This window comes from Bradyrhizobium sp. TM233, from assembly GCF_036247965.1.
Classification (GTDB): Bacteria; Pseudomonadota; Alphaproteobacteria; order Rhizobiales; family Xanthobacteraceae; genus Bradyrhizobium; species Bradyrhizobium ottawaense.
The window spans coordinates 509,377-528,542 of the sequence record NZ_BTIG01000004.1 but is presented as its reverse complement, the minus strand read 5'-3'; the positions used below and the strand labels follow the sequence as shown (position 1 = coordinate 528,542).

General features: G+C 63.5%; 24 protein-coding genes and 1 pseudogene. 13 read left to right on the top strand and 12 right to left on the bottom strand.

The genetic code is table 11. The features are described 5' to 3' along the window. Positions 1 to 78 precede the first annotated feature (78 nt). The 5 genes from AABA86_RS13705 to AABA86_RS13685 form a co-directional block, all read right to left on the bottom strand. The gene (locus AABA86_RS13705; protein ID WP_338307175.1) at positions 79 to 1,734 is read right to left on the bottom strand and encodes a TRAP transporter large permease; all 1,656 of its coding nucleotides are present in this window, start codon (positions 1,732 to 1,734) and stop codon (positions 79 to 81) included. A gap of 26 nt (positions 1,735 to 1,760) precedes the next feature. Next, on the bottom strand, positions 1,761 to 2,342 hold the full coding sequence (locus tag AABA86_RS13700; RefSeq protein ID WP_338307174.1) for a TRAP transporter small permease subunit: 582 nt from the start codon (positions 2,340 to 2,342) through the stop codon (positions 1,761 to 1,763). Between the two features lie 163 nt (positions 2,343 to 2,505). Beyond that, positions 2,506 to 3,525 carry a GTP 3',8-cyclase MoaA gene (gene moaA, locus AABA86_RS13695; RefSeq protein ID WP_212246759.1) on the bottom strand — a complete coding sequence of 340 codons (1,020 nt, stop codon included), beginning with the start codon at positions 3,523 to 3,525 and terminating at the stop codon, positions 2,506 to 2,508. A gap of 108 nt (positions 3,526 to 3,633) precedes the next feature. Next, on the bottom strand, positions 3,634 to 4,128 hold the full coding sequence (locus AABA86_RS13690; protein ID WP_212246756.1) for a hypothetical protein: 495 nt from the start codon (positions 4,126 to 4,128) through the stop codon (positions 3,634 to 3,636). A 156-nt stretch (positions 4,129 to 4,284) separates the two neighbouring features. After that, a complete protein-coding gene (locus tag AABA86_RS13685; RefSeq protein WP_212246749.1) occupies positions 4,285 to 4,959 on the bottom strand; it encodes an HAD family hydrolase in 675 nt (224 codons plus the stop codon). 169 nt (positions 4,960 to 5,128) lie between these two features. Here AABA86_RS13685 and rpiA point away from each other — a divergent pair, with 169 nt between their 5' ends. Genes rpiA through gor form a run of 3 tightly spaced genes read left to right on the top strand, consistent with a single transcriptional unit; the run spans position 5,129 to position 7,834 of the window. Beyond that, complete coding sequence (gene rpiA / locus AABA86_RS13680; protein WP_338307173.1) at positions 5,129 to 5,854, top strand: ribose-5-phosphate isomerase RpiA; 726 nt, start codon at positions 5,129 to 5,131, stop codon at positions 5,852 to 5,854. A 2-nt stretch (positions 5,855 to 5,856) separates the two neighbouring features. Further along, positions 5,857 to 6,399, top strand: a complete 543-nt coding sequence (locus tag AABA86_RS13675; RefSeq protein WP_338307172.1) for a DUF2059 domain-containing protein — start codon at positions 5,857 to 5,859, stop codon at positions 6,397 to 6,399. A 46-nt stretch (positions 6,400 to 6,445) separates the two neighbouring features. Then, entirely contained in the window at positions 6,446 to 7,834 is a 1,389-nt protein-coding gene (gene gor, locus AABA86_RS13670; RefSeq protein WP_338307171.1) for a glutathione-disulfide reductase, read from the top strand. Positions 7,835 to 7,855: 21 nt separating this feature from the next. On the opposite strand, the gene AABA86_RS13665 is transcribed toward gor, so the two are convergent. Together AABA86_RS13665 and AABA86_RS13660 are read right to left on the bottom strand one after the other, a co-directional pair. After that, complete coding sequence (locus AABA86_RS13665) at positions 7,856 to 8,005, bottom strand: hypothetical protein (protein WP_338307170.1); 150 nt, start codon at positions 8,003 to 8,005, stop codon at positions 7,856 to 7,858. Between the two features lie 36 nt (positions 8,006 to 8,041). Then, a complete protein-coding gene (locus AABA86_RS13660; protein WP_212246738.1) occupies positions 8,042 to 9,049 on the bottom strand; it encodes an alpha/beta fold hydrolase in 1,008 nt (335 codons plus the stop codon). 366 nt (positions 9,050 to 9,415) lie between these two features. Here AABA86_RS13660 and AABA86_RS13655 point away from each other — a divergent pair, with 366 nt between their 5' ends. Together AABA86_RS13655 and AABA86_RS13650 are read left to right on the top strand one after the other, a co-directional pair. Continuing rightward, positions 9,416 to 9,859, top strand: coding sequence for a hypothetical protein (locus AABA86_RS13655; protein ID WP_246550095.1), 444 nt, complete (start codon positions 9,416 to 9,418; stop codon positions 9,857 to 9,859). Between the two features lie 40 nt (positions 9,860 to 9,899). Beyond that, a complete protein-coding gene (locus AABA86_RS13650; protein ID WP_338307169.1) occupies positions 9,900 to 10,103 on the top strand; it encodes a hypothetical protein in 204 nt (67 codons plus the stop codon). Positions 10,104 to 10,122: 19 nt separating this feature from the next. On the opposite strand, the gene AABA86_RS13645 is transcribed toward AABA86_RS13650, so the two are convergent. Further along, positions 10,123 to 11,262 carry a hypothetical protein gene (locus AABA86_RS13645; protein ID WP_338307168.1) on the bottom strand — a complete coding sequence of 380 codons (1,140 nt, stop codon included), beginning with the start codon at positions 11,260 to 11,262 and terminating at the stop codon, positions 10,123 to 10,125. A 236-nt stretch (positions 11,263 to 11,498) separates the two neighbouring features. Here AABA86_RS13645 and AABA86_RS13640 point away from each other — a divergent pair, with 236 nt between their 5' ends. Beyond that, positions 11,499 to 11,945, top strand: a complete 447-nt coding sequence (locus AABA86_RS13640) for a hypothetical protein (RefSeq protein WP_246550094.1) — start codon at positions 11,499 to 11,501, stop codon at positions 11,943 to 11,945. 13 nt (positions 11,946 to 11,958) lie between these two features. On the opposite strand, the gene AABA86_RS13635 is transcribed toward AABA86_RS13640, so the two are convergent. The 3 genes and pseudogenes from AABA86_RS13635 to AABA86_RS13625 form a co-directional block, all read right to left on the bottom strand. Further along, complete coding sequence (locus AABA86_RS13635) at positions 11,959 to 12,144, bottom strand: hypothetical protein (protein ID WP_338307167.1); 186 nt, start codon at positions 12,142 to 12,144, stop codon at positions 11,959 to 11,961. 63 nt (positions 12,145 to 12,207) lie between these two features. After that, positions 12,208 to 13,437, bottom strand: a pseudogene (locus tag AABA86_RS13630) (carboxylate-amine ligase). A 17-nt stretch (positions 13,438 to 13,454) separates the two neighbouring features. After that, positions 13,455 to 14,282 carry a class II glutamine amidotransferase gene (locus AABA86_RS13625; RefSeq protein ID WP_212246728.1) on the bottom strand — a complete coding sequence of 276 codons (828 nt, stop codon included), beginning with the start codon at positions 14,280 to 14,282 and terminating at the stop codon, positions 13,455 to 13,457. A gap of 140 nt (positions 14,283 to 14,422) precedes the next feature. On the opposite strand from AABA86_RS13625, the gene AABA86_RS13620 reads away from it, so the two are divergent. The 7 genes from AABA86_RS13620 (at position 14,423) to AABA86_RS13590 (ending at position 18,278) form a co-directional block, all read left to right on the top strand. After that, positions 14,423 to 14,803 carry a nuclear transport factor 2 family protein gene (locus AABA86_RS13620; RefSeq protein ID WP_338307166.1) on the top strand — a complete coding sequence of 127 codons (381 nt, stop codon included), beginning with the start codon at positions 14,423 to 14,425 and terminating at the stop codon, positions 14,801 to 14,803. A 357-nt stretch (positions 14,804 to 15,160) separates the two neighbouring features. Beyond that, complete coding sequence (locus AABA86_RS13615; protein WP_212246724.1) at positions 15,161 to 15,634, top strand: TerB family tellurite resistance protein; 474 nt, start codon at positions 15,161 to 15,163, stop codon at positions 15,632 to 15,634. 2 nt (positions 15,635 to 15,636) lie between these two features. Then, positions 15,637 to 15,996 (top strand): hypothetical protein, encoded by a 360-nt coding sequence (locus AABA86_RS13610; RefSeq protein WP_338307165.1) that lies wholly within the window; start codon positions 15,637 to 15,639, stop codon positions 15,994 to 15,996. Then, positions 15,993 to 16,628 carry a TerC family protein gene (locus tag AABA86_RS13605; protein ID WP_212246716.1) on the top strand — a complete coding sequence of 212 codons (636 nt, stop codon included), beginning with the start codon at positions 15,993 to 15,995 and terminating at the stop codon, positions 16,626 to 16,628. The genes AABA86_RS13610 and AABA86_RS13605 overlap by 4 nt, the downstream gene beginning before the upstream one ends. A 32-nt stretch (positions 16,629 to 16,660) precedes the next feature. After that, on the top strand, positions 16,661 to 17,242 hold the full coding sequence (locus tag AABA86_RS13600; RefSeq protein ID WP_338307164.1) for a TIGR00645 family protein: 582 nt from the start codon (positions 16,661 to 16,663) through the stop codon (positions 17,240 to 17,242). 202 nt (positions 17,243 to 17,444) lie between these two features. Next, positions 17,445 to 17,708, top strand: coding sequence for a hypothetical protein (locus AABA86_RS13595; RefSeq protein WP_338307163.1), 264 nt, complete (start codon positions 17,445 to 17,447; stop codon positions 17,706 to 17,708). Between the two features lie 333 nt (positions 17,709 to 18,041). Next, complete coding sequence (locus tag AABA86_RS13590; RefSeq protein WP_060910328.1) at positions 18,042 to 18,278, top strand: DUF6894 family protein; 237 nt, start codon at positions 18,042 to 18,044, stop codon at positions 18,276 to 18,278. 628 nt (positions 18,279 to 18,906) lie between these two features. On the opposite strand, the gene AABA86_RS13585 is transcribed toward AABA86_RS13590, so the two are convergent. Then, the gene (locus AABA86_RS13585; RefSeq protein WP_338307162.1) at positions 18,907 to 19,140 is read right to left on the bottom strand and encodes a hypothetical protein; all 234 of its coding nucleotides are present in this window, start codon (positions 19,138 to 19,140) and stop codon (positions 18,907 to 18,909) included. Between the last annotated feature and the right edge of the window lie 26 nt (positions 19,141 to 19,166).

Here is a 19,166-nt window from a genome sequence, read left to right as displayed (position 1 = left end):
CCCGGCCATGACGATGTGGACACGATCGTGCGCAAAAGCGCACTGCTCGGGGCAAGAGGCCGATCGCGCGCTCGTCCGCTACTTTTGCGGCGGCCCGAGATCCAGCGGCGGCAGCTCGATCTGCGGCACCTCGATCTTGATCGTGCTGGGGTCGATGGTCGACTGGACGCCCTTGTAGTGCATCACCATCGACGGGAACGCGATCACCAGAGCGACCATGATGATCTGGATGACGACGAATGGCACCGCGCCCCAATAGATCTGGCCGGTGGTGACGGGGTCCATCCGCTTGCCGGTGACGCGGTCGGTGTATCGGTCCTTCGGGGCGACCGACCGGAGATAGAACAGCGCGAAGCCGAACGGCGGATGCATGAACGAGGTCTGCATGTTGACGCCGAGAATGACGCCGAACCAGATCAGGTCGATGCCGAGATGCTCGGCGGCAGGTCCGAGCAGTGGGATCACGATGAAGGCCAGTTCGAAGAAGTCGAGGAAGAAGGCCAGCACGAACACGAACGCGTTGACGAAGATCAGGAAGCCGACCTGGCCGCCGGGCAGGGAGGTGAGCAGATGCTCGACCCAGACGTGCCCGTTGACGCCGTAAAAGGTCAGCGAGAACACGCGGGCGCCGACCAGGATGAACACGACGAAGGCCGACAGCTTGGCGGTCGATTCCGTGGCTTGCCGGATCAGGTCCCAGCTCAGCCGCCGCTTCGCGGCACCGAGGATGAGGGCGCCGGCGGCACCCATCGCGCCGCCTTCGGTCGGGGTCGCGATACCGATGAAGATCGTGCCGAGAACCAGGAAGATCAGGAACAGCGGCGGCACCATCACGAAGGTGGTCTGCTGGGCCATCTTCGAGAGGAAACGGAAGCCGGTGAGCTTGTCGACGATCCAGTTCAGCACGGCGACGGCGAACGCGAAGATGATGCCGTAGAACATGCTGAGCACGACGTAATCGGCGCCGTGCGTCTCCGAATGGCGCATCATGAACCAGCCGAACACGCAGCTCGCGATGAAGAGTACACCGAGCGAGCGGAGGCCGCGGTCGCCACTCTCCTCGCGGAAGCCGATGGCTTCCTTCGGCAGGCCGGGCGCGGCGTTCGGGAAGATCATGCTGACAAGGAAGGCGTAGACGGCGTAGAGGCCCGCGAGCACGAGGCCCGGGATGAAGGCGCCCTCGTACATGTCGCCGACGGACTTGCCGAGCTGGTCTGCCATCACGATCAGGACGAGCGAGGGCGGAATGATTTGCGCGAGCGTGCCCGAAGCGGCGATGATGCCCGTCGCCACGCGCCGGTCGTAGCCGTAGCGCAGCATGATGGGCAGCGAAATCAGTCCCATCGAGATCACGGACGCCGCGACCACGCCGGTCGTCGCGGCCAGAAGCGCGCCGACGAACACCACCGCGTAGGCGAGTCCGCCGCGGATGGTGCCGAACAATTGGCCGATGGTGTCGAGCAGGTCCTCGGCCATGCCCGACCGCTCCAGCACCAGTCCCATGAAGGTGAAGAACGGGATGGCGAGCAACGTGTCGTTGTTCATCACGCCGTAGACGCGCTCGGGAAGGGCCTGGAGGAAGTCGGGGTGGAATTGGCCGAGCTCGACGCCGATGATGGCGTAGAACAGGCCGACTGCGCCGAGCGAGAATGCCGCAGGATAGCCGAGCAGCAGCACGACGACCAGCGACGCGAACATGATTGGCGCCATATTGGCGATGATAAACGCGGTCATGAGTCCCCCTACACCGGCGCCAGCGGCTACTTTTTCTCGATCGCTTCGACGAGATGCTCGACTTCCGCCTCCAGCGCCGAGACCTGGGATTCATGCGGGTCCGGGATCAATCCGCGCATGACCGCGATCCGCTTGATCAGCTCGGAGATGCCTTGAACAAGCAGCAAAGCGAACCCGATCATGATCAGGGATTTGGCGGGCCATTGCGGCAGGCCGCCGGCATTGCCGGATTGCTCGTTGATCTGGACCGAACGCTGGAAGAACGGCACGCCGGTGACGATCATGACGATGCAGAGCGGAATGAGGAAGAACAGGTGACCGACCACGTCGATCACGTTGCGCACAGTCTTCGGCAACGCGTTGTTCACGATGTCGATGCGGATGTGCTCGTTGTCGAGCAGCGTCCAGGGCGAGCAGAACAGGAAAACGATGCTGAACAGCACCCATTGCAGCTCGAGCCATGAATTGGACGACGTGTCGAACGTCTTGCGGACGATCGCATTGACCGCCGAGATGATGACGGCGGCCACGATCAGCCACGCCAGGCGTTTGCCCGTCCAGCGTGTGAACGCGTCGATCCCTCGACTCAGCTTCAGGAGCGCTTGCATAGATCCTCCCCGATTGTGCCCCGGCCGGCTTGACTGCGCCGAATTGGCGCGTGGCTGGTCTTGCCGCGCAGGCATGAGGACGCCGCACCAGACCAGCGACCGTGGCGCCAGTCAATTGGAAGATTGTTGGTAGTTCAGGGGAACAAGGCCGCGGCCGATGGTGTCAGCCGCCGGTGACGCTCATGTGCCTGGAGACGCTGGGACGGTCGTGCCGACGGTCGATGATGAAATCGTGGCCCTTGGGCTTCAGCCCGATGGCGCGGTCGATCGCATCCGCAAGCAGCATGTCGTCGTCGGATGCACGCAGAGGTTTGCGCAAATCCGAGGCATCCTCGTGGCCGAGGCAGGTGTGCAGCGTTCCCGTGCAGGTAATGCGAACCCGGTTGCAGGATTCACAGAAATTATGCGTCATCGGCGTGATGAAGCCGAGCTTGCCGCCGGTCTCGGCGATGCTGACATAGCGCGCCGGGCCGCCGGTGCTCTCCGCCAGATCCGTCAGCGTGAATTGCTGGGCGAGGCGCGCGCGAACCAGCGACAGCGGCAGGTACTGGTCGATCCGTCCCGATCCGATCTCGCCCATCGGCATGACCTCGATCAGGGTCAGGTCCATGCCCTTGCTGTGAGCCCAGCGCATCAGCGAAGGCAGCTCGTCCTCGTTGAGGTTCTTCAGCGCCACCGCGTTGATCTTCACGGCAAGTCCCGCGGCGCGCGCGGCCTCGATGCCTTCCAGCACCTTGTCGATCTCACCCCAGCGGGTGATCTCGCGAAACTTCTTGGGATCGAGCGTATCGAGCGAGACGTTGATGCGGCGGACGCCGCAATCGGCGAGCTCGCTTGCGTGTTTCGCAAGCTGGGTGCCGTTGGTGGTCAGCGTCAGCTCGTTCAGGGCGCCGCTCGAAAGATGCCGCGACAGCGAGCGCACCAGCGTCATCACGTTGCGCCGGACCAGCGGCTCGCCGCCGGTGAGCCGCAGCTTCTTGACGCCCTTGGCGATGAAGGCCGAGCAGAGCCGGTCGAGTTCCTCCAGCGTCAACAGGTTCGCCTTGGGCAGGAACGTCATGTCTTCCGACATGCAGTAGAAGCAGCGCAGGTCGCAGCGATCGGTGACGGAGACGCGCAGGTACGAGATGGTCCGCCCGAACGGATCGGTCATCGGGGTCGACAGCGCAGTGGATCCGTTCATGGAAAAGGCCTTGTCACTTACGGCGACGGGCGCACCTTTGCTTCAGCGGTGCTCGGGACCCAATCTAAGCATCGGACGCGACGAGGACAATCGGGTGGTATACGTAGATCAGCGCCTGCCGGCGTTCGGATCGGGGAATGGCGAGCCCGCGGCCGGTGCGGCTTCAGCCGGTGCCGCAGCAGGCGCGGCTGCGGCGGGTTTGGGCTTCCTAGGCCGGTGCGGCTTGCGAACCGGTTTCGGCGGGGTGGCCGGCTGGAGTTCCGCAAACACCGGATTCGGGTCGGTGGTCACCGAGGCTGGGGTGGTGAAATCCCCGGGATTTCTGATCACGTTCACCGCGACGCTCGCCGGCTGGTACTTGGGCAGCGCGAAAGCGACCGTAAATGGGGCCTCCGGTGCGGGAACCGAGACGGAGCAGGGTGTCTTGCAGCCCGGCCCGAGCGAGGTGGTGGCGTCGGCACCGGGCGGGTTGGATTCGATTCGGACCTGGACGGCCGGTGGGGCCGATTTGAACCCGTCCCAGGACATCGAGGAGCAGCCACCAAGACTTGCCGCTCCCAATAGACTCGCTCCGGCTAACGCAGCCGCGATGACACGACGCATGACCCATCCACTTCAACTGCGACGAACCGCCACATAACCCCGCGCGGACCTTAGGAGTGTCGTCTGGGGCAGGCAACCGGCGCGCTGCGCATAGTCAATCAATGGTCAATGCGGGGTTTCTCGGAATACAGAAGCGATATCAGTGCCTTGGTGACGTCATACCGTCATCAGGCTGGTGACGGCAGCCGGCAGGTCGCGCATGTGATGGATCAGCCGGTCCGGCTTCAGCTCGGCGATCGGTACGTCCGTATAGCCGAAGCTGACCCCGATGACCGGCACCCCGGCCCGGCGAGCCACCCCGACATCGGTTCCGGCATCGCCGACCATGATGCTGGCTTTGACCGCTCCGCCGGCGCGCGCCACCGTTTCACGAAAGATGGTCGGGTCGGGCTTCTGGACGCCAAAGGTGTCCGCGCCGCAGATCGCCGCGAAGCGGCGACTGAGGTCGAGCTGGTCCAGAAGGCGCTTGGACAGCCATTCCAGCTTGTTGGTGCAGACGGCGAGGCGATGGCCTTGCGCCGAAAAATGGTCCAGCGCGGCCTCGAGCCCCTCGAAGGGGCGGGATTCGACCGCGATATGCTCGGCATAATAGGCGATGAAATCCGCAGTCATCCGGTCCATGTCGGCGGGGGTGACGCTGCGGCCCTCGGCCTCCAGCCCCCGCTCGAGCAGCTTGCGGGCGCCGGCGCCGATCATGTTGCGGGCCGAGGCCATCGGCACGGGCGGCAGCCCTTCGCGGTCGAGCACGTGGTTCAGCGCGGTGATCAGGTCGGGCGCCGTATCCACAAGCGTGCCGTCGAGATCGAAGACGATGGTGTGAGGGGAGGTCATGGGCCAAGCGCTACCGGCCCGGTCAGGTCAGTGCAAGGGGCGGCGCCATAAGATCAGCTTATAGCCTGGTTCCCCAGACCCTGTTCTCCGGCGGAAAACGAGGCTACATAGGCCGCCGAAAGCGGCCACGATCGGCGGCACGTTCGGGACTTCAAAGGCGGGCGCAAAGGTGAATATGGACCAGTTGAAGCGACAGGCCGCGGCGCGCGCGCTCGAGGAGGTGCGGGACGGCATGCAACTCGGGCTCGGCACCGGCTCGACGGCCAAGCATTTCGTCGAGCTGCTCGGCGAGCGCGTCGCCGCCGGGCTCAAGGTGATCGGCGTGCCGACCTCCGAGACGACTCGCCTCGATGCGACGCGGTGCGGCGTGCCGCTGACCACGCTCGACGAGATCGACCATCTCGACATCACCATCGACGGCGCCGACGAAATCGATCCCGCGCTCAACCTGATCAAGGGCGGCGGCGGCGCGCTGCTGCGCGAGAAGATCGTGGCAGCGGCCTCGGATCGCATGATCGTGATTGCCGATGACACCAAATGGGTGCCGACGCTCGGCAAATTTCCGCTGCCGATCGAGGTCATCCCGTTCGGACTTGGCGCGACGCGACGGGCGATCGAGAAGGCATTTGCCGAGTGCGGCGTTTCCGGGCAAATGGCGGTCCGCAAGGCCAAGGGCGGGGACAAGGACGGCCACGTTTTCGTCACCGACGGCGGCCACTGGATCGTCGATGCCCAGCTCGGACAGATCGGGGATCCTGCCGGCCTCGCCAGCGCGTTGAGCGCGATCCCCGGCGTGGTCGAGCACGGGTTGTTCATCGGCTTGGCCAGCTCGGCTGTTCTGGCGGGCGGCGAGGGAATTCGCGTGATTGAACGGCGTAAGCCGAAAGGAGACTAGGAATGAAGAGCGTTTTGAAGTTTTTGCCGGCTGCGACCCTCGCTGTGGGATTGGCCTTCTCGGTCGTCCCGGCCGCTGCGCAGCAGGCGGCGCCGAAGGCTGGCGCCGCACCCGCCCAGCCGAAGGCCACGCCGGCGGCGGTCGCGGCGGCCAAGGAGATTCTGCAGATCAAGAATGCCACCGCAATGTATCAAGGCGCGGTGCCGGGCCTGGTCGAGAAGACCAAGATCGCGCTGATCCAGCAGAATCTCAACTACCAGAAGGATCTCAACGAGGTTGCCGGCGTCGTCGCCCAGCAGCTCAACGGCCGTCAGAACGAGATTGGCGACGGCATGGCGCAGATCTACGCCAGCGAGTTCACCGAGCAGGAATTGAAGGATCTCGTCGCGTTCTACAAGTCGCCGCTGGGCAAGAAGCTGATCGATGCCGAGCCGCGCGCCATCGGCCTCAGCATGGCCTTCATGAACTCCTGGGCCCAGAACTTCTCCGAGACCGTGATGGGGGCCTTCCGCGCCGAGATGCGCAAGCGTGGCAAGGAGATCTGACAGACACTATCTGATCAGTAATTCCTGACAGGGGTCGGAGTGGACAATGGCTGAATTCGACGTCGACCTCTTCGTCATCGGTGGTGGTTCGGGCGGCGTGCGTGCCGCCCGCATCGCGGCCGGTTACGGCGCCCGGGTGACGATCGCGGAAGAGTACCGCATGGGCGGGACCTGCGTGATCCGCGGCTGCGTGCCGAAGAAGCTGTTCGTGATCGGCTCGCATTTTCGCCACGAGCTCGAGGACGCCGCAGGTTTCGGCTGGACCGTTCCGCCCGCCAGCTTCGACTGGCCGACGCTGATCGCCAATAAGGACAAGGAGATCGCGCGGCTGGAGGCGGCCTACACCGCCAATGTCGAGAAGTCAGGCGCGCAGATCGTCAAGAGCCGGGCGGTGATCGAGGACAAGCACACCGTCCGCCTGCTCGAAAACGACCGCAAGATCACCGCAAAATACATTCTGATCGCCACCGGCGGCGCGCCCAACCACGGTGCCTCGATTCCCGGCATCGAGCACGTGATCTCCTCCAACGAGGCGTTCCACCTGAAAAAGCTGCCGAAGCGGATCGTGATCCAGGGCGGTGGCTACATCGCGCTGGAATTCGCCGGAATCTTCGCCGGCTTCGGCTCCGACGTCACCGTGATCTATCGCGGCGACAACATCCTTCGCGGGTTTGACGAGGATGTTCGCACCCACGTTCGTGCCGAGATGGAGAAGCAGGGCATCACCATTCTCACCGGCTGCACGGTGAGCAAGGTCGACCGCCACGGCGAGGAGTTCACCACGCATCTGTCGAACGGATCGAGCATCGCCTCGGAGCAGGTGATGTTCGCGATCGGCCGCCATCCGGCGGTGGCCAATCTCGGCCTTGAGAATGCCGGCGTCGCCATCAACCCGAACAATGGCGGCATCGCGGTCGACCATTTCTCCAGGAGCTCGGTCGACAGCATCTATGCGATCGGCGACGTCACCCATCGCTTCAACCTGACGCCGGTCGCGATCCGCGAAGGCCACGCTTTCGCCGACACCGTGTTCGGCAAGCGCGAGGTGAAGGTCGACCACGCCAACATCCCGACCGCTGTGTTCTCGCAGCCGGAGGTCGGCACGGTTGGTCTGACGGAAACCGAGGCGCGCGCGCAGTTCAGTCACGTCGACATCTACAAGACCTCGTTCCGCCCGATCAAGGCGACGATGTCGGGCCGCGACACCCGCGTGCTGATGAAGCTCGTCGTCGATGGCTCGACCGACCGCGTGCTCGGCTGCCATATCGTCGGCGATGCCGCCGCCGAGATCACGCAAGCCGTCGCCATCGCGGTGAAGATGAAGGCGACCAAGGCCGATTTCGACGCGACCATCGCGCTGCATCCGACCGCGGCCGAAGAGCTCGTCACCATGCGCACCCCGACCGCGCGCCACGTGCGCCAGGCCGCGGAGTAGGCCTTACTCACGAAGGTCACTTCACTCGGTTTCGGTAATCTTTCCCTTGCCTTCGCAGACCTCGCATTTGACCGGGTAGACTTTGCGGCCCGGCGAAGCCGCCTTCATGGACAGAGGAAAGCCCGTTCCGCTGCACGCCGGGCAGGTCCGCTCGTTGATTTTCGGGGCCATGGTCGTTCCTTTCCGACAGCTTGATACACTCTCAAATCAATGCAGCGTTTCGGCCGCGGCTTCGTCGATTGCGGCCATCAAATCGGCCGTATCCGACTGTTGGATCATATGACCCGCTCTCGCGACGCGTCGCATCTTGCTGTGCCTGATTTCCTCATGGAGGCGACCGGACTGTTCGTCGATGTCGATGAGGCGATCCTGTTCGCCGGCGAGGATGGTGACCGGCATGGCCAGTTCGCCGTAGGTCTTCGCCGACAGCATCGCAGCAGGGACCATCAGCGCTGCCTCGGCGGCAGCGGCACGAAGCTGCGATGGACGCACGGCCAGTGATTTCGGAAAACCATCGAATTTTTGAGGGACGGATCGCGGCTCGAAGAGCTGACGGAGCATCGACGGCCACATCAGACGGCTGACGATCGGGGAAATCGTGTGGCTGAGGATATCGCCGAATCCAGGTATCGCCGGCCCGGCCATCGCCATCATCGCGTCGGTGCGGGCGGTCGGGAAATAGTACCCCGACGCCAGAATCAACGCCTCGACCATTGCGGGGTGCCTGCCTGCCAAGGCAATCGCGACCGACGCCCCCCAGGAATGCCCGAGCACGATCGCCTTTTCGACCCCAAGGTGCGCGAGCGCATCCCTGAAGAGGTCGGCCTGGGCCGCAGGGGTCCATACGACGTTTCTCGGCCTCAGGCTGTGGCCGAAGCCCGGACGATCGAACACGATGACGCGATAGTCCTTGGCGGCGAGATCGATCAGACCGCTCGATTCGAAATCCTGGATCATGCTGCCATTGCCGTGAAGCAAGACCAGCGGGCGGCCCGATCCGCGCTCCACATAGTGCAGGCGAACACCGTCGATGTCGATGAAGCGTCCCTGCGGCGGGTTCTCGCGTTGAGCCTTGTCGGCGAGCTTTCGATTGACGACCGCAGCCGTGGCCATCAAGGCGACAGTCGCGGCAATCGCGGACGCTACCGGATATTCTGCAAGAACGCGAAGGCTCATAGCCGCCAGAGATGGCGAACGTTTCCTCAGTATGCGCATCTGAAAACTTTCGATGAAGATATTGGAAGAGAAGAAAGGGAGCGTACGCCCATGGCCTGATCTCGGGGACGCATGCATCCATGGGTAGACGCAACAGGAGAGGCCGCGATATGTTCCAATTCCTACGGGATTGGTACGGCAGGAAGACTGTCGCTTAAACGGAAGCCCCGCACGAGCATCGTTCATCGGCGCGTGAAGTGTGGTCGGGGTATGGCCACGGGCCGGATGCCGGGAGCGTATTTTCGGCGCCGCGCTCTGGTGAATGGCGATCGAGACCCCACATTGAATGGATCGCTAGCACGATACACGACAGGCGCTAGTGGCCGAGAGACGTTACAGCGCTCCCGCCGAAACAGGAGGCGCGCATTGAACGTTTTGCAATATCCCCTGCATCTTTGCCGCAAGTTCGAACGCCGCTGGAGCGCGAAAGTGGTTCAGGACGACGGCGAAATGACCGCGGCGCAAGCGACGGTCGGCTGCGCCGTGTGCGGGCGGCTCGCTGCGGCCCCGGTGCACTCGACCTACTTGCCCACAGGCAAGTTCGTCTATCAATGGCGGTGTTCTGTGTGCCGAAACTCCTGGCAGACTTCTGCCGATCCCGCGAGCGGCACGGAGATCCGGGTGAGCCGGTCCGGGGATCTTCGGGAGAATGCCGGACGCTGTCTGACCCTGGAAGGCACCGCTCCCAGCGACGCGGCGCGCAAGCGGTACAGGCGAATGGGCGATGCTTGGCTCGCTCTCGCGGAAACTGAGGATTGGCTCGACGGCGCGGTCCCGCCGGTCCTGCGCCCTAAAAATGCACAGGCTTGATCGACCTCGACTCTCCCGACGCACCGCAAGGACATTTGTCATGACAGAGAATCGCAGCCGCATCCGTCAGGCGGGTTCACTTGCCGAGCGTCTTGCGGCCGATGCACTGAGATTGCGCGAACAGGCCGCGCGCCTTGAACCCGGTGCAGAGCGAGACGCGCTCTTGAACAAAGCGCACCGCAACACGATGGCTGTCGATATCAATGCCTGTCTAACCTTTCCCGGGCGCCGGGTCCCGGAATAGCCAACGCGACCTTCTACGCTCAGTCGTACAAATACCCGACCGACTTGCCTTCGGTCCGCAGGGGACGGATGTCCTTCCGCGTGATGATCTGGCCGGCCAGACCGTCGATCTCGTCGCGCTGCGTCGGTGTCCAGCTGCGAAGGTTGTCGATGCCCTTGAGTAGGCCGAGCCGGAGCACCTGCGTGTTCTCGCCGACCGCAATGAGGCTGATCGAGCTCTTGCCTGCGGTCACGACGTCGCCGGCGGCGAGTTCGAAGGCCTCACCTGCCTTGTTGCTGAATTCGGCCGTGCCGCGAACGACGCGATAGATCGCGACCTCGCCCTTGGCGAACGAGGCGGCGTCCGCGGATGCCGACGGACTCTTCGGCAGAAGCGACCGGCCGCGCGGATCGGTTGCGATGATGTGGCCGGTGACGAGCTGGCCGCTCGGTGCCTCGATGCCGAGATCGCGTACGTAAACCGGCCGCGCCGATTTGATCGAGCCGTCGCTGAGCGGCTTGAACAGTGCATCCAGCGCCAGCGGATCCTGAAGCCAGAAGCCGGCATGGGCCGGGCGATCGTGCAGCGGATGGCTCCAGGCCACGCGCGGCGTTTCGGCTTCGTTGATCTGATCGGGACCGACGATGGTGGGATTCGGAAAGCTGGTGGGATCGGTGATGAAGGCTTCGAGGAATTTGCCCGAATAGCCCATCGAGACCGGGTCCGGCACCACCGTCTGCGGCGTCTTCAAATTCTCTTCGGTTGGCAAGCCCGACCAGGTGTAGAACAGCTGGCGATGCACGATCGCGCTTTGCAGCATCACCGCGCCGGGGCCGACATGATAGAAGCGCCCGTCATAGTCGAAGGTGAAAGCACCCGAGGTGACCAGCACGAGCTGAAAGCCGCCGGGCGGAAGATGCAGATGGAAGTCGGTAGGACCGGTGTCGGGACGGTAGATCGGCAGATTGGTCGCGACTTCGTGCAGCAGGAACGTCTCGTTGTTGGCGTGAAAGCCTTCGTTGGCGCGATTGTAGAGCGCTTGGGGGCGATAGGTCGCCTCGAACTTCGCATTCCGGTCGCGATCGATTGCGACGAAGTCCTGGGTGTTGAGGCGGAGCGGCGCGCCATTCGGATGGGTGAGGCCGGTCGTCCTGAGATCGCCCGCAGCATGCACGTTCATGACGTTCTCCGCTCTGCGCCGTTGCTTCGCTTGCAATGTCATTGCGAATTTTGGGCCAGTTGGTTTGCGAAGCGGCAAGCGGGCCTCGCGCCGCGATACGCGTGCCCGTTCGGGAAAAAAATCCGATGGTTGCACGGGAGGTTAGATCGACGGCTTGTTCTGATGGGTCGGACGCCTACCAGGGACGCGCGCTTTCGGCGTAGCGAGGGCGCTGTCTAATTTGTCGGCAGGCGCGAGTGCGCGTGCAGCGGCGGCGGTGCCGGATCGGTCCGTTGGTGCCTTCGGGATTTAGCGAAAACGTCGCGACCGGGCAGGCGGTGATTGACAGATTGTTCATGTTTTGTTCTTATGCTGCCACCGAGATGGAGGCAGCCATGGACAACCGTATCAACGAAATTCGCAGAACCATCAGAGCGCTCCGCGTCAGCATGCGCGAAGCTGAAGCTATCATGCATGAGCAGATCAATCGCAATGAGGACTGCAGCTTTGTGGCGCAGGAAGTCATCAAGATGCGCTCGGTCATGAGCCTGCTCGTGAAGGAGAGGACCGCGCTCGGTGATCACGAGCCGATCCTCGTGAACAATTTCTTCATCCCGCGGCGCCGGCCGACGCGAAAGCCGGTCGCAGCTCTTTCCCCGACCGTCGATTCCGTGTTCCGGCCGCGCGTGGTGGCGCGGGCTTGACGCAGAGGGCGGCTCAATCAAGAGCGTGAGGCGCGGCCCGATCCGGCTTGCCGGCCGGGCTGTCTGCCCACTTTGCCATCTCCATGGTCCGCGCATCGACGCCCTCGCACCAGAGGCAGCTCGGCCGCGCGCGGCCGTTCTCGGACAGGATCGGGACCAGGCTGTGGCCGCAACCGGCGCACCAGGCGATGTCAGTCATGCATTCCCCTGCAGCGTATCAAATTCAGAGATGACGTTCTCGTCCGCGAAGCTTGCGCGGGCGCTATGACGGCGCTGGAGCACTGCGCCCGATGGGCGCGCTCGTCCCCGAGATCGTCGATGTCGCGATCCATCGTGACACGGCTGCGATGTCGTCGCCGTTTTCGCGATAGGCGCGAAGCTGGAATTCGGCCGAGCTGCCGCGGTCCACAATGGCGCGGCAATGCTCGATCTCGGCGGCGCAGCCCAGTGCGTCGGCGTCCTCGGCGGTGCCGTCGATGATCCGGGAGAGCATCTCCGAGATCGTGACCGGTCCGTCTCTGGAGGCGAAGATGCAATCGGTGCCGTAGCGCTGGGCACGCCATTTATTCTCCACCGCAATCGCGCGTTCGACCGCCGTGACCCCTTTGGACAGCTCCGGGCGCAGATAGAGGTGGCGCGTCAGGCAGCGATAGAGCGAGGCGATCGCGACGGCGTCGTCGACGAAGGTGCAGGTATCGGGCGCCCGAAGCTCGAGGGTCGGATGCCGCATCGAGGGCCGCATCGCCCACCAGATGTGGCTCTCGTCGGGAATGACGCCGGAGCGCTGCAACGCGCCGACATAATCGTCGTAATCCTGCCTGCTCTCGAACAGTTCGGGCAGGCCGGTGCGCGGCAGCTCGGAATAGGCGGCGAGCCGGTAGCCCTTCAGTCCGGTCTTGTGCGAATTCCAGAACGGGGAGGACGCGGACAGCGCGATGAACAGCGGCAGATGCGGCAGCATCGCCCGCATCACCGCCATGCGCTTCTCGGGATCGGGCAGCTGGACGTGCACATGCATGCCGCACATCATGTTGCGATGGCCAATGCTGCGCAGATCCTCGATCATCTCCTCATAGCGGGGTTTCGGGCTCGGCTGCGACATGCGCCAGACCGCGGTCGGGTGGGTGCCGCAGGCCATGATCACGAAACCATATTGCGCGGCGACGTTGGCGACTTCGCGCCGCAGGAAGCGAAGCTCTTCGCGGGCGTCGTTGACGTCCACGTGGACGTTGGTGGCGACCTCGAGCTGGGATTGCAGCATCTCGCGCATCGCCTGGCCGCCGGTCGACTAGTTCGCCGATTCGAACAGCTCGTTCGGAGTCTGGATCGCGACCTCGAAGCTGCGCCGATCGGCCAGGAAGTATTCCTCCTCGATGCCAAAGGAATATTCAGCCGCCTTGCCGCCGCCGCCAGCGGAGCGAATCACGAGATTCTGCTTGTCACCCGAGGAATCGAGGCGAAGCAGTTTCAAAACGTCTGAAGCAAATGTCATATCCCACCCGGCAAAGATCACCTGCGGGCACTAATCCTTCTGGTAGGGGCGGGTTCCCTGTCGGCGCTACTGCAAATTGTCGCGTCGAACGGAACAATCTTCACGTTTTCGGACCCGCGCGCGATCAGCGCGTGGTTTGGCGGCACTTCGGTCCAGTCCGATTCCTTGTCGAAAGGCTCGGACACGACGATGACCTGGCCGCCGTCCTCCCGGTAGTAGAGCGTGTTCGCGGCATCGTTGACCGCAACTCGAAACGCATAGAGATCCCGGCCGTTGGCGATCGCACTGGTGAAGCGCAGCCGTTCGCGCAGCTGGCCTTCATTGACGAGGCCGACGAGGGCTTGCAGCACGCGCCGCGTTGCTCCAAGCGGGTCGCTGTCGAGGCCGGCACCCATCATCGCCAGGAACACGGCTTCCGAGTCGGTCGTGCCCAGCCGCGACGGATAATGAGCATCGGGGATCAGCGCCTCGACCTTGCGCCGCAGCCGATTCCAGCTCCCGACGAATCCGTTGTGCATGAACATCCAGTGGCCGCAGGCAAAGGGATGGCAATTCTGCCGCGTCACCGCCGTGCCGGTGGCGGCGCGCACATGGGCGAAGAACAAATGCGAGCGCAGATGCCGGCAGAGGTAGCGCAGGTTTTCGTCCGACCAGGCCGGGCGCGTCTCGCGATAAAGGCCGGGCTCCGGATGCTCGCCGTACCAGCCGAGACCAAAGCCGTCACCGTTCGAGCCCGCCGTGGATTGCAGCGAGCGGATGCTTTGCGCGACCAGCGAATGTTCGGGCTCGGTGACATAGGGCTCGAAAGACGTCGTCTCGCCCCGGTAGGCGATCCAGCGGCACATGGGAGTTCCTGTGAGGCGGCGGATGGGTCGTGAGCTGCACTAACCGACGTGCCGGCCTCGTGGTTCCCGGCGCCAAGCAGCGATCACGACCAGAGCCGACTTCAGTGTTACGATGCGGCAAGTCGAAATTGGAGATCGCGATGAACGATCAGGCTGTATTGGCCGCGCTTCAGCGACATTGGGACGCCTCAGACGCCAATGATTTCGAGGTCGAGCACGATATCTATCGCGAGGACGCAGTGCTGGACTATCCGCAGTCAGGCGAGCGCATCCGCGGTCGCAGGAACATTCAGGAGAGCAGGTTCGTGCAGCCGAACCAGAAGCGCTTCACGGTTCGGCGGATCGTTGGCGGCGGCGATCTTTGGGTCAGTGAATTCGTGCTGAGCTATGACGGGGTGCCGTCTTATGTCGTGAGCATCATGGAATTCCACGACGGACTGGTGACGCACGAGACGCAATATTTCGGCGACCGGTTCGATCCCGCGCCATCCCGTGCGCATCTGGTCGAGCCGGTGGGCTGAGACGCGTTGATGCAGGTGCGCGACGAAATGGTGGCCTCTTGCCTCGGACGCAGCGCAGCGCCGACTTAGCGGTGTGCAGCGCGTCCGGAACACAATGCCAGACCACGGAACCGATGCGGCGGCTGGTCGCAGCCGTGCCGCCTTGATTCCGACAGGCCCACCTTTATCTCTGACACGAACAAGAATCCGGGCCCCTCTGGCGAGGACGCCGACGATGTCGGCAAACCTCGTGATGTCGGATGACCTGTCCCGCGCGAATGCGATGGATCGGCCGATTGTCGGGCCTCGTTCGTTCTCTCCGACCATTCGTCCCCATCGCAGCTCCGTGCGGTCATTTCGCAAGTTAAGGGAGCAACGATGTCTGACGCCAAATCCTCAAATACGATCGAGATCGAGATCACGGAACCGTCCAGCCTGAACGAGCAGGCCGCGGTCGCGCTGGTGATCGTGGGTGCGCTGGTTGCGGTTGCCGACCGGCGCGTTTCGCCGGTCGAGCGCGACGAGGTGGTCCGTTTCATCAGGGATCGCAAGCTGGCGCCGCACATTTCGGAGGAACGGCTCTATGCGATGTTCGACGAACTGGCCGAACGGCTCGAGGAGCCGGATTTTGCCAATGTCGTGATCGACACGCTGCGGCCGGTTTCGAACCTGCCGCTCTCGTCCCATCTGATGGAGCTGTCGGAGCGCGTGGCTGCGGCGGATGAGGACGTCCATCCCCATGAAGTGCAGGCGATCAAATTGTTGCGCTTGCTGACGCTGGTGCTGCCGCGCGCGAAACCGGTCGTGCCGAGTGCCGCGGGCGCCGAACGGCAGGCTGCCTTGAAGGAGTAAGCATGAGCACAGTTTCGGACGAGCGCACGGCGAAAACCGAGGGCGCCGGTCAGATGGCCGGCGGAGACCCGCGTCTCGACAAGCTCGTCCACCGTTTGCCGCCGCGCATGGGCGATACCTTCGCCTATCTGCTCAAACCGTCCAGCCGCTGGGTGCGAATCCCCTCGGGCACATTGCTGGTAGTCGGCGGTGTGCTCTCCATCCTGCCGGTGCTCGGCATCTGGATGCTGCCGCTCGGCCTCGCGCTGCTCGCCGAGGACGTGCCTGCGCTGCGTTCGTCGCGTTCGAAGGTCTTCGACTGGATCGAGCGCCGCAAGCCGCATTGGCTCGATCCGGCCGCCCCAAAAGATGATCACACATGACTGAATTCATCACACCCGAAGCGCTTACGGCCCTCCTTCAAGTCGTCCTGATCGACCTCGTTCTCGCCGGCGACAATGCCGTCGTCATCGGTCTCGCCGCAGCGGGACTGCCGGCCGAGCAGCGCCGCCGCGCCATCATCGTCGGTATCGCCGCCGCCACGGCATTGCGCATCGTCTTCGCCGGCGTCGCGACCCAGTTGCTGCAGGTCATCGGCCTGTTGCTTGCCGGCGGCGTGCTGCTGCTCTGGGTTTGCTGGAAGATGTGGCGCGAACTGCGCGAGCAGGCGCATGCGCGGCAGCTGGCGTTTGGCCATGGCGGCGGCGCGGATGGTGCGGCCGTGCAGCGAAAGACCTTCGGTCAGGCCGCAGTGCAGATCGTCGCCGCCGACGTCTCGATGTCGCTCGACAACGTGCTCGCGGTCGCGGGCGCCGCGCGCGAGCATCCCTATATCCTCGCCTTCGGCCTGTTGCTGTCGGTCGCGATGATGGGCGTCGCCGCGGATCTGCTCGGCCGCGTGCTTCAGAAGCAGCGCTGGATCGCCTATATCGGCCTCGCCATCATCATTTACGTCGCCTTCGAGATGATCTATCGGGGCTCGCTCGAGCTCGCGCCGGTCATCGCGAGTCTCTGAGGCGATAATCCTTCCGCAATCCGGAGTAATTCATGACGTCCGAACCCCAAGCACCTTCGGCGCAGGCCGTGCCGCCGCGCCTAGGCCCGTTCGCGCAGCTCATCTTCGGCTCGCGCTGGCTGCAAGTGCCGCTCTATGTCGGCCTGATCGTCGCGCAGGCCGTCTATGTGCTGCTGTTCCTGAAGGAGCTCTGGCATCTGGTCGTGCACTCGTTCGACGCCAGCGAGCAGCAGATCATGCTGGTCGTGCTCGGGCTGATCGACGTCGTCATGATCTCGAACCTTCTGATCATGGTGATCGTCGGCGGCTACGAGACCTTCGTGTCCCGGCTGAACCTGACCGGCCATCCCGACGAGCCGGAATGGCTCAGTCACGTCAATGCCAGCGTGCTCAAGATCAAGCTCGCGATGGCGATCATCGGCATCTCCTCGATCTCGTTGCTCAGGACCTTCATCGAGGCCGGCAATCTCGGTACCACGCGCAGCAATTTCACCGAGACCGGCGTGATGTGGCAGGTGCTGATCCATCTGACCTTCATCATCTCGGCGGTCGGCATCGCCTGGGTCGACCGCCTCAGCGAGAATGGCCATCGCAAGGGGACCGCCAACCACTGATGAACCCGGCCGTCTGGGACCTCCCGAGCGGCCAATCCTGGAGCCCGCCTGATCCGATCAGGCGGGCTCTCTTTTCGAGATCGATAAAATTGTCTGCAATCCGCTCAGCCGCGGCAAACCCTGCGGACAAGAACCGCGCGGTCTTAAACCAGGGCTTTGGAACCGGCGTGCATGCTCCCCGGCAAAAGGGTGGGGCATCAACATGTCAGTTCTCAAGGAGGTCGTCGCTGCGCTCGCGGGAGTCTACGCGCTCTTGTTCGCCTGCGACGCATTGTTCGGGGTCGGCGACGCCCGCTTCGACGACGCCTATTACCGCGCCAGCTTCTATGCGCCGCGGCCGAAGGAATTCCGCTTCGCAGACGGCACCACGCCGGCGGCCCGCGTCAGCGATGCGTTCGCGCAGTTCGCGCCGGGCGAGGCCAGGCCGAACAGGCGCTACTCGTCGCTGACGACGATTATCCGGTAGGGCCGCTGCTCATTGATCGGCTATCCGCCTGACGTCCGGTTTACCGCCGGCATCGGCCGAGGAGCGGATGGCTTCCGAGGTCGCTGATGGGCCAGAAGGCGACATGCGGTTCGCCGTCAAGTGAAAGAGGCTGCCAACTGAGGCGGCCTCAATGCAGCAGCCTCTGCCGGAGCTTCCTGATGATCTCCCTGAGGTCAGCAGCGTATTCTTCAATGGCCTGCCGCACCTCATCCAGGGCGGCCTCGCAGATTCCCATGGTCTGCTTGAGGCCCCTGGTCGGCAGCTATTCGGAACAATGGTGTCTGGAAGCACTTGGCGCACTAGAGGTTGCCAATGCCCCGGTACTTTTTTGATGTCGAGGACGGCCACAGGCTTTTTGATTCATCGGGGTTTGTTTGCGACGACGATATCGCTGCAATCATCAGGGCGACGGTGCTGGCCATTGGCGTTTCACTTGATAAGCCCGAAGATGATCCTGAGCGTCGCATCGCAATAATCAGCGATGACGGACGTGAGATTGGCACCGTGCCCGTGTATTCAAGGCCGTCATACGAAAACCCGGCCCCATAAGGTGCAGCCGCTACGTCGGCGCGTGCAGTTGACCGTGAAGCCAGCCGGTTGTCCGTGGGGATTTCATCGGATCAACCAGATCGGCCACAAGCTGGTGGACGTCCTTGCACGCGGGGCACTCAAACGTCCGGATATCGAAGCCAAAGGGGCCGGGCGTAATCCGAGCCAGCACCGCTTCTGCTCGACACATAGGACATAGCGTTCGGGGATGGCGGAACACGTTGCACGCCTTGATCAGGCGGGAGCGTTACAGGACTCTCAGTCACCGGTAGTTGCCGTGGTGGGCGGTGATGGAACCCACTGTGGAACTGCCACTGGGCTCGGCGCTGGTCAGTATTGCTCACATGCCAAAAGAAACTATTAACGTGTCGTTAGTGAGTTAGTCGCCGCCAGATTCAAATTAGGGCAATTGCTCGCAACCCCAGTGATCACGCGTCGAGGACGCTCGTCGCTATTGATCCTACGTGCTGCAGCACTCCCAGCTTGGTCGAATGTCCTCCTTGGGTCATTCGCGACGTTCGAGCGGCGCGCCTCGATCTACAGGCCGACTTCTTCAACACAAACGCCCAGAAGTGGACAGGCTTGAAATCATCATTAGGGGGCGTCCCTGAGACGACGCCAAACCCCATCAGCCATCGTCCGGGCCGGCGTTCATTCCCGCAAGCACCCGGTCGCGCAAGATAGTGGGGCGACGTTCGCCGCGCTGGGCTAGCTCGATGACTCTCGCGGCGATGGTCTCGCGAGCCCGCGCGTCGCCGTTGATATGAAGGTAATGGCAGACTTCCTCACAGGCCAGGGACATCGCCTCAATATCGTTGGGCTCGAATGCGCCGGCTGATACGAACGGAAGGATGACTCCCATAATTCAGCTCCTCTGTTACTGGGACG

Bases quoted from the DNA above. Each gene is read 5' to 3' on its own strand.
- moaA (WP_212246759.1), bottom strand. From the start codon at position 3,525: ATGAACGGATCCACTGCGCTGTCGACCCCGATGACCGATCCGTTCGGG.
- AABA86_RS13620 (WP_338307166.1), top strand. From the start codon at position 14,423: ATGAACGATCAGGCTGTATTGGCCGCGCTTCAGCGACATTGGGACGCC.
- AABA86_RS13675 (WP_338307172.1), top strand. From the start codon at position 5,857: ATGAAGAGCGTTTTGAAGTTTTTGCCGGCTGCGACCCTCGCTGTGGGA.
- AABA86_RS13665 (WP_338307170.1), bottom strand. From the start codon at position 8,005: ATGGCCCCGAAAATCAACGAGCGGACCTGCCCGGCGTGCAGCGGAACG.
- AABA86_RS13650 (WP_338307169.1), top strand. From the start codon at position 9,900: ATGACAGAGAATCGCAGCCGCATCCGTCAGGCGGGTTCACTTGCCGAG.
- AABA86_RS13600 (WP_338307164.1), top strand. From the start codon at position 16,661: ATGACGTCCGAACCCCAAGCACCTTCGGCGCAGGCCGTGCCGCCGCGC.
- AABA86_RS13635 (WP_338307167.1), bottom strand. From the start codon at position 12,144: ATGACTGACATCGCCTGGTGCGCCGGTTGCGGCCACAGCCTGGTCCCG.
- AABA86_RS13610 (WP_338307165.1), top strand. From the start codon at position 15,637: ATGAGCACAGTTTCGGACGAGCGCACGGCGAAAACCGAGGGCGCCGGT.
- AABA86_RS13700 (WP_338307174.1), bottom strand. From the start codon at position 2,342: ATGCAAGCGCTCCTGAAGCTGAGTCGAGGGATCGACGCGTTCACACGC.
- AABA86_RS13615 (WP_212246724.1), top strand. From the start codon at position 15,161: ATGTCTGACGCCAAATCCTCAAATACGATCGAGATCGAGATCACGGAA.
- AABA86_RS13605 (WP_212246716.1), top strand. From the start codon at position 15,993: ATGACTGAATTCATCACACCCGAAGCGCTTACGGCCCTCCTTCAAGTC.
- AABA86_RS13585 (WP_338307162.1), bottom strand. From the start codon at position 19,140: ATGGGAGTCATCCTTCCGTTCGTATCAGCCGGCGCATTCGAGCCCAAC.
- AABA86_RS13590 (WP_060910328.1), top strand. From the start codon at position 18,042: ATGCCCCGGTACTTTTTTGATGTCGAGGACGGCCACAGGCTTTTTGAT.
- AABA86_RS13660 (WP_212246738.1), bottom strand. From the start codon at position 9,049: ATGCGCATACTGAGGAAACGTTCGCCATCTCTGGCGGCTATGAGCCTT.
- gor (WP_338307171.1), top strand. From the start codon at position 6,446: ATGGCTGAATTCGACGTCGACCTCTTCGTCATCGGTGGTGGTTCGGGC.
- AABA86_RS13645 (WP_338307168.1), bottom strand. From the start codon at position 11,262: ATGAACGTGCATGCTGCGGGCGATCTCAGGACGACCGGCCTCACCCAT.
- AABA86_RS13595 (WP_338307163.1), top strand. From the start codon at position 17,445: ATGTCAGTTCTCAAGGAGGTCGTCGCTGCGCTCGCGGGAGTCTACGCG.
- AABA86_RS13685 (WP_212246749.1), bottom strand. From the start codon at position 4,959: ATGACCTCCCCTCACACCATCGTCTTCGATCTCGACGGCACGCTTGTG.
- AABA86_RS13705 (WP_338307175.1), bottom strand. From the start codon at position 1,734: ATGACCGCGTTTATCATCGCCAATATGGCGCCAATCATGTTCGCGTCG.
- AABA86_RS13690 (WP_212246756.1), bottom strand. From the start codon at position 4,128: ATGCGTCGTGTCATCGCGGCTGCGTTAGCCGGAGCGAGTCTATTGGGA.
- AABA86_RS13625 (WP_212246728.1), bottom strand. From the start codon at position 14,282: ATGTGCCGCTGGATCGCCTACCGGGGCGAGACGACGTCTTTCGAGCCC.